Annotated in this window: 5 protein-coding genes; 1 reads left to right on the plus strand and 4 read right to left on the minus strand. The window is 46.5% G+C overall.

Annotation, left to right across the window (positions count from 1 at the left end):
- Positions 1–321: DUF5655 domain-containing protein (locus ACUU1I_RS18765; protein WP_449144205.1), on the plus strand; the 321-nt coding region annotated here is incomplete at its 5' end.
- A gap of 46 nt (positions 322–367) precedes the next feature.
- On the opposite strand, the gene symE is transcribed toward ACUU1I_RS18765, so the two are convergent.
- The 4 genes from symE to hsdR all read right to left on the minus strand — a co-directional run bounded on the left by symE (position 368) and on the right by hsdR (position 6,559).
- A complete protein-coding gene (symE, locus tag ACUU1I_RS18770) occupies positions 368–709 on the minus strand; it encodes an endoribonuclease SymE (RefSeq protein WP_000132640.1) in 342 nt (113 codons plus the stop codon).
- Positions 710–929: 220 nt separating this feature from the next.
- Entirely contained in the window at positions 930–2,591 is a 1,662-nt protein-coding gene (locus ACUU1I_RS18775) for a restriction endonuclease subunit S (protein ID WP_000110073.1), read from the minus strand.
- 8 nt (positions 2,592–2,599) lie between these two features.
- Positions 2,600–4,060: a type I restriction-modification system subunit M gene (locus tag ACUU1I_RS18780; RefSeq protein ID WP_000028400.1), complete on the minus strand. Its 1,461-nt coding sequence runs from the start codon at positions 4,058–4,060 to the stop codon at positions 2,600–2,602.
- A gap of 66 nt (positions 4,061–4,126) precedes the next feature.
- The gene (gene hsdR / locus ACUU1I_RS18785) at positions 4,127–6,559 is read right to left on the minus strand and encodes an EcoAI/FtnUII family type I restriction enzme subunit R (RefSeq protein ID WP_000819023.1); all 2,433 of its coding nucleotides are present in this window, start codon (positions 6,557–6,559) and stop codon (positions 4,127–4,129) included.
- Between the last annotated feature and the right edge of the window lie 241 nt (positions 6,560–6,800).

A 6,800-nucleotide genomic window follows, 5' to 3' on the forward strand; every position in this document is an offset into this window, starting at 1 on the left:
GTGTTATTCGATCATCTTCGCGATGAAGTTATGCGCCTGGACGCAGGGATCACGCAGGAAGTATTGAAGCTATATATTGCGTTTAAAGCGGAAACGAATTTTGTTGATGTTGTGCCGCAAAAAAGCCGACTGCGATTGTCGCTTAATATGCAGTTTCATGAACTGGTCGATCCGAAAGGTATTGCCAAAGATGTGACAAATGTTGGGCGCTGGGGTAATGGCGATGTAGAAATTGGTTTCAGCGACCTCGCACAACTTCCTTACATTATGGGATTAATTCGTCAGGCATTTGAAAAACAGATGGAGAGCGCGTTGGTATAACGCGGCGAATAATACCCGGTAGCACTGGCGCTACCGGGTCAATGTATCAGGCGACTTTCTGTTTACCTGTAATTACCCCAATAAATTCCTGTACCTGCCTTTGTTTACGCGCCGACAGCTTACACACCTTGCGTAGTGACTGCATCAGTTCGCTCTCTTCGGCGGCGGCGGGTTGGGCGGTGAGGACAATACAGCCTTCCATCACTTTGACATCTACCGCCGTGCCGGTGGCAAAACCGGCGGCTTCCAGCCACTGACCTTTCAGGGTGATGGCGGGAATACGGCTGTAATCCGGGTAACGACTCGCATAACTCACGGTTAATTGACGATTATTTGCCGGGGAGACTTCTGCTTCTAACGGTTGTGCAATAGAATGCGTGTCAGTCATGATTACTATTCTCTATAAATAGTGATTGTGATTAGCGGTGCGAGTGTGTTGGCGCACATCCGCACCGTGCTAAATACCTGGATATATCATCAGTAAATACAGGGAAAGTCCAGCTAAAAATTAATGAAAATAAGATGAAAATTAGCGTGAAATATAAATTTTGGTGATGTGAATAAAGCGGCTATTTAGCCGCTTTATTGGTTTTGTGAGGGCGAGGGAATTAGTTTATCGCTGCGTCAGTGAGTGCGTCTGCAAGATGCAGTTGGGTTTTATGATAAATCCCAATATAAGAAATAAGACCATTGCATACTGCTTCAATAGAATTTATCTTATCAAATATTGCTTGTTGTTCATTATAGGGGGGAATCGCAACAATAATATTGTAAAAACTGTCAGAATTAAGTTTCGGCATTTTTATTCTGTTCTCTGCTTTTTTGACTTGCATAAGAAATGGAATGGAAAGGATATATTTCAATAAGTAATTTGGATTAATGTAACAGTCTAATGGATACATATCAGCACTGCAAAGACCATTATACTCTGCTAAAAAAACTTTGGATAATGACGGGCGGATTTTAGAATAAACAATTTGTCCTTTATAAAAGCGACTATTTGGCCCTTTGACTCCTGATTCTTTCACTGTTCTCTTTGATATCACTCTCCCAGTGCCCTTTTCAATAATATCAGGTGCTACTTGATATAAATTTAAATAATCTTTTGGTGATACTAATTCAGATTTAATATTAACTATATTACCAATACGACACCATTCCCACCCTTCCGGAAGTTCAAACGGTTTTTCCTCATCGCTAATTGGCGGCAGTGGTTTTTGTTTTTTTATTTTCCCTTCTTTCACCAATTGAGCTTTTTCCTGCGCAATACGTTTGAGCAGTTCAGAGGCGGGTTCGTCATTCGGATCCTGCGGCACAAGTTTGCCCATTACGGCCAGTTGCAGAATGGTCTGTTTTAACGCATCCACGCTGGCTTCGGTGGTAAATAGGGTGTCGAAATGCTCGCTAATACGCGCCCAGTTTTCAGCCAGTTCCGCGGTGTTTTGGCTGTCTGTAAGCGTTCCCAACAGGGTTTCAACCAGTTGCTGATGTGCGTCCAGACTGGTCAGGGATTGCTGTTCTAGTTGGTCGCAGAGGGACATCAAAGAGCTAACTTTTTCAACTATTCGCTCTTGTTCTGCAATGGGGGGTAATGCAAATAAGCAGCTATTTAATACTTTAAAATGTCTCGCGTATCCTCTTACATCTAATTTAAATGATCGTAACTGCCAAAAAAAGAAACGCTCACAAATTAATATAGGTGATAAAATTTTCACACCGTCAGCGCCGACAACAAAATCAAAATCAATAAATTTAATATTCCTTGTGTGATCACCAAAAACTATAACTGGATTATTTAACTTTATTAACAGACATTCATTGTTGCAATAACCAGAAATAAATTCTTGGCTTTGCTCGATAACAGGATATTTTCCCTCAGGTAGTATTTCGGAGGATTTTATTTTTCTAGATGACTCAGAAATTGAGCAATAAATATCAGGGAGGTGCACCCACTCCCATCCCTCCGGCAATTCAAACGGCTTCTCTTCCTCACTAATTTCTGGCAGTGGTTTTTGCTTTTTAATTTTGCCTTGCTTCACCAGCTCTGCTTTTTCCGCCGCAATACGCTTCAGCAGGTCCGACGCCGGTTCATCATTCGGATCCTGCGGCACCAGTTTACCGCGCACCGCCAGTTCCAGAATCAGCTCACGCAATTTCTTAATACCATACAAATCAATCTTACCGGAGCTGCCGCGCCCGGCGGTGGAACGGGTTTGCAACGCCGAGGTCCAGGTTTCCATATGATCAACGATCAGCTTTTCCACACTCATTAGTTAACCTACTTGCCAGACAGCGCAGCGCCAAGAATATCGCGCAGTTGATTACGCAGCGTCTGGATCTCCGCCTGCTGTTTTGCATACTGCGCTAACAGTTCGTCCGGATCATGGCTGACGGTTTCCGCCTGATGTGGGTTTTTAATATCCAGATTGAAGTTGCGTGCAATCACGTCATCAATGCTGACTTTCCACGCTTGCTCATTCTCGACGCGGCTGGCAAAACCATCGGCCTCGTTACCCCACCAGTCGATCTCCGCCTGAAACTCTTCAAACTTCATCGGCTTGGTTTTGCTGTAGTTTTTCACGCCCGCCGGATACGGATGTTCATAGAACCAAATCTCTTTGGTTGGCTGACCTTTGGTAAAGAACAACAGGTTGGTTTTAATGCCGGTATAGGGATTAAACACACCATTCGGTAAACGCACGATGGTATGCAGGTTGCACTCTTCGGTAAGTAGCTTTTTGATTTTGGTTTTAACACCTTCGCCAAATAGTGTGCCATCCGGCAATACCACCGCCGCACGACCGTTTTTCGCCAGTACTTCCACAATCAGTTGCAGGAACAGATCCGCCGTTTCGCGGGTTTGCATCTCTGCCGGAAAGTTCTTCTCAATACCGTCTTCTTCCGTGCCACCAAACGGCGGGTTGGTAACAATGACATCCAGTTGCTCATCCCAGGAGGAAAGCGGTTTATTCAGGGTGTTGTCGTGACGAATTTGTACCGGTACTTCAATGCCGTGCAGCAGCATATTGGTGGTCGCCAGCAGGTGCGGAAGCTGTTTTTTCTCAACACCGTGGATCTGTTGTTGCAGTGTCTGATGATCGGCGACGCTCTTCACGTATTTGTTCTTTACATGATCGAACGCGCAGGCAAGAAAACCGCCCGTACCGCAGGCCGGGTCCATAATGGATTCGCCGAGTTTCGGATCAACGCGATCCACCATAAAGCGAGTGACGGCGCGTGGAGTATAGAATTCGCCCGCATTGCCCGCAGATTGCAGATCTTTAAGGATCTGTTCGTAAATATCACCAAACAGATGGCGTTCGCTGGCGCTGGTAAAGTCAATTTCGTTCAGCTTGTTGATCACCTGGCGCAGTAGCGTACCGTTTTTCATATAGTTATAGGCATCGCTGAACGCCTGCTTCACCACGTAGCCGCGTGGGTTTTTATCGATAGGCGCAGTGAGGTTTTTCAACGCCGGAAACAGATCATCATTAACGAATTCCAGCAGGGAATCACCGGTAATGCCCTGCGCGTTGGCGGCCCAACTGCGCCACAAATAACGCTGTGGGATCGGATATTGATAGTTATCCTGCTCCAGTTCCAGCGCCTCTTCCTGGGCATCGAAGATTTTCAAAAACAGCAGCCAGGAGAGCTGACCGAGACGCTGCGCATCGCCGTCCACACCGGCATCTTTGCGCATAATATCTTGTAATGATTTGATTACTGAGCTGATAGACATGTTGTATTCCATGAAAAACAAGGCCTTCTGCAACATGATGGTTGCAGAAGGCGCAAAAGAGAGTTGTTAAGCAGAGCGGGGCGGTAATTGGTAGATTTCGTTTTCCAGCTCGCTGAGCGCCTGATTATACCCGTTACGGTCGCCAAATCCGGTTTTAATAATCTCCGGTAAGGTGCCCATGCTGTCGAATGGTTTAAGTTTCAGCACCTGAATACTTTCGATCTCCTGTACGCCCGCATCGGCGTATTTATCCAGCAGATTATCGAGCACGGCTTGCGCTGCTTCAGAGTATTTTGTGAAGTAGTTCCGCTTGTGCACGTTCTCGGCGCGCTCTTTGCGGGTTAACGGCGGCTGACCATACACTACGTGGCAAAGAATGTCGAACGGGTCGAGATCTTTACCGACTTCTTCTGCCAGTACTTCCCAGATGATCCCCTGTTGCTCCAGCTCGTGAATGAGCGCTTCTTTGCGATCGGCGTCCTGCCACTTGCGGGTAAAGTCATCCAGCGAGGCATATTCTTTGAGCAGTGTTTTGCGGGTGTAATCTTTAAAGGATTCGGTAACCAGTTTACCGTCGGCGTCGTAATACTGAACGCGCTGTGCAATAACGCCCACCGCTACACCGTTGACGTGAAACTTGCGGATTTTCTTCTCGTCTTCTTCCGGAAATGGGCCGACATCATCGGTATCGGTAACCTGGTATGGTGGCGCAGGCGGTTCATCAACGCCTGTTACCTGTTCGTCGTCATGTTCGCTGATTTCTTCGAGTTTCTCTTCAAAATCAGATTCTGGATCGGCGATATCCTCTGGTGTGGTATCCATGACTTTTTCGGGAATGCCATCGAAACGCTCATCGGCAAACAGTTCGGTGGCTTTTTTAAAGTCGAGGATGGTAAACCAGAGTTTGCCGTAACGTTCGTCGATGCGTGTACCACGACCGATAATTTGCTTGAATTTGGTCATCGACTGGATGTTCTGGTCTAGTACTACCAGTTTGCAGGTTTTAGCATCCACACCAGTGGTCATCAGCTCTGAAGTGGTCGCGATAACCGGGTACGGTTTTTTCGGGTTGATGAAGTTATCCAACTGAGCTTTGCCAATTTCATCATCGCCGGTGATTTTCATGACGTATTTGTCGTTCTTTTTCACCTGCTGCGGGTTGAGATTAACCAGGGCGCGGCGCATACGTTCTGCATGATCGATGTCGTTACAGAAGACGATGGTTTTATCCATCGGATTGGTGCGCTTGAGGTAGTCGGTAATGGTTCTGGCAACCAGTTCTGTGCGTTCGTCGATCACCATCGTGCGATCGAAATCTTTCTGGTTATAGATACGATCGTCAATCACTTCGCCGTTTAAGTCAGTTTGCCCTTTGGTTGGGCGCCAGCCTTGCAGGTCGACATCAATATCAACACGGACAACTTTATAAGGAGCGAGGAAGCCGTCTTCGATCCCTTCTTTTAGTGAGTAGACGTAAACCGGATCGCCGAAGTAATCCGTGCTGGAGACTTCATGCGTCTCTTTTGGCGTGGCGGTTAAGCCAATTTGGGTGGCGGAACTGAAATAATCAAGGATCTCTCGCCAGGCGCTGTCTTCGGATGCGCTGCCGCGATGGCATTCGTCGATCACGATCAGATCGAAGAAATCTGGTGCGACTTGTTTAAACGCTTTTTGGTCTTCCTCCGGGCCAGTTATAGCCTGATAGAGCGCGAGGTGAATTTCATAAGCGGGATCAATGGTGCGTCCGCTGACTTTGGTCATTGCCGTACCAAATGGCTGGAAATCATTATTTTTGGTTTGGTCGACCAGAATGTTGCGATCGGCAAGGAACAAAATGCGTTTTTTATTTTTTGATTTCCACAGGCGCCAGATGATCTGGAATGCGGTATAGGTTTTCCCTGTTCCGGTCGCCATGACCAGCAGAACGCGGTTTTGCCCGTTGGAGACGGCTTCAATGGTTTTGTTGATTGCCTGAAGTTGATAATAACGAGGCGATTTGCCGCTGCCATCGTCGTAATAGTCCTGAGTAATCACCGGAAGCTGAGCTTGTGTGTATCCTTTCCAGAGGCAGAATTTTTGCCAGAGTTCAGCGGGGGAGGGGAAGTCATCCAGCGTTATTTGCTTTTCAAGGCATTCACCTTCGGCTGCGGTGGCATCGCGGAAGATAAAGCCATCACCGTTGGTGGCAAAAACAAAAGGAACGTCCAGCAGGCGCGCATATTCAATGCCCTGTTGCATCCCTTTGCCAATTTCATGTTTGTTGGCTTTTGCTTCAATCACGGCTAAGGGAATGCCTGGCTTGTGGTACAGCACGATGTCAGCAGATTTTACCGTTCTGCGTGCCGCAACTTTACCACGTACGATGACTTTACCGTCCCGGAGTTTGACCTCCTGTCTGATTTGCGTTGTGTTGTCCCAGCCTGCATTGAGAATGGCTGGCATAACGCATTTGGTAATGATGTCTGCTTCCGTCAGGTTACTTAGGTTCAGTTCCGCCATGGGGTGTTCTCGCTTTTATCAGGACGATTCTGATTGTACATAAAATCAATAGCCTGGCTATGATTTAGGGCGGTGTTTCAACGTAAAGTACGTAGCAGAGATCACATTGATATCTCTGTTATATCTTGCTTGAATTAATCTGGGCATATCAGAGACAGATAAACAGAAGTTACAGGAAACATATCAACTCTAACAAAATATATAAAAATCTTATAGTTGCGTTTCTTTCGAACAAGAAAGA

Source organism: Shigella sp. SIG3, from assembly GCF_053555855.1.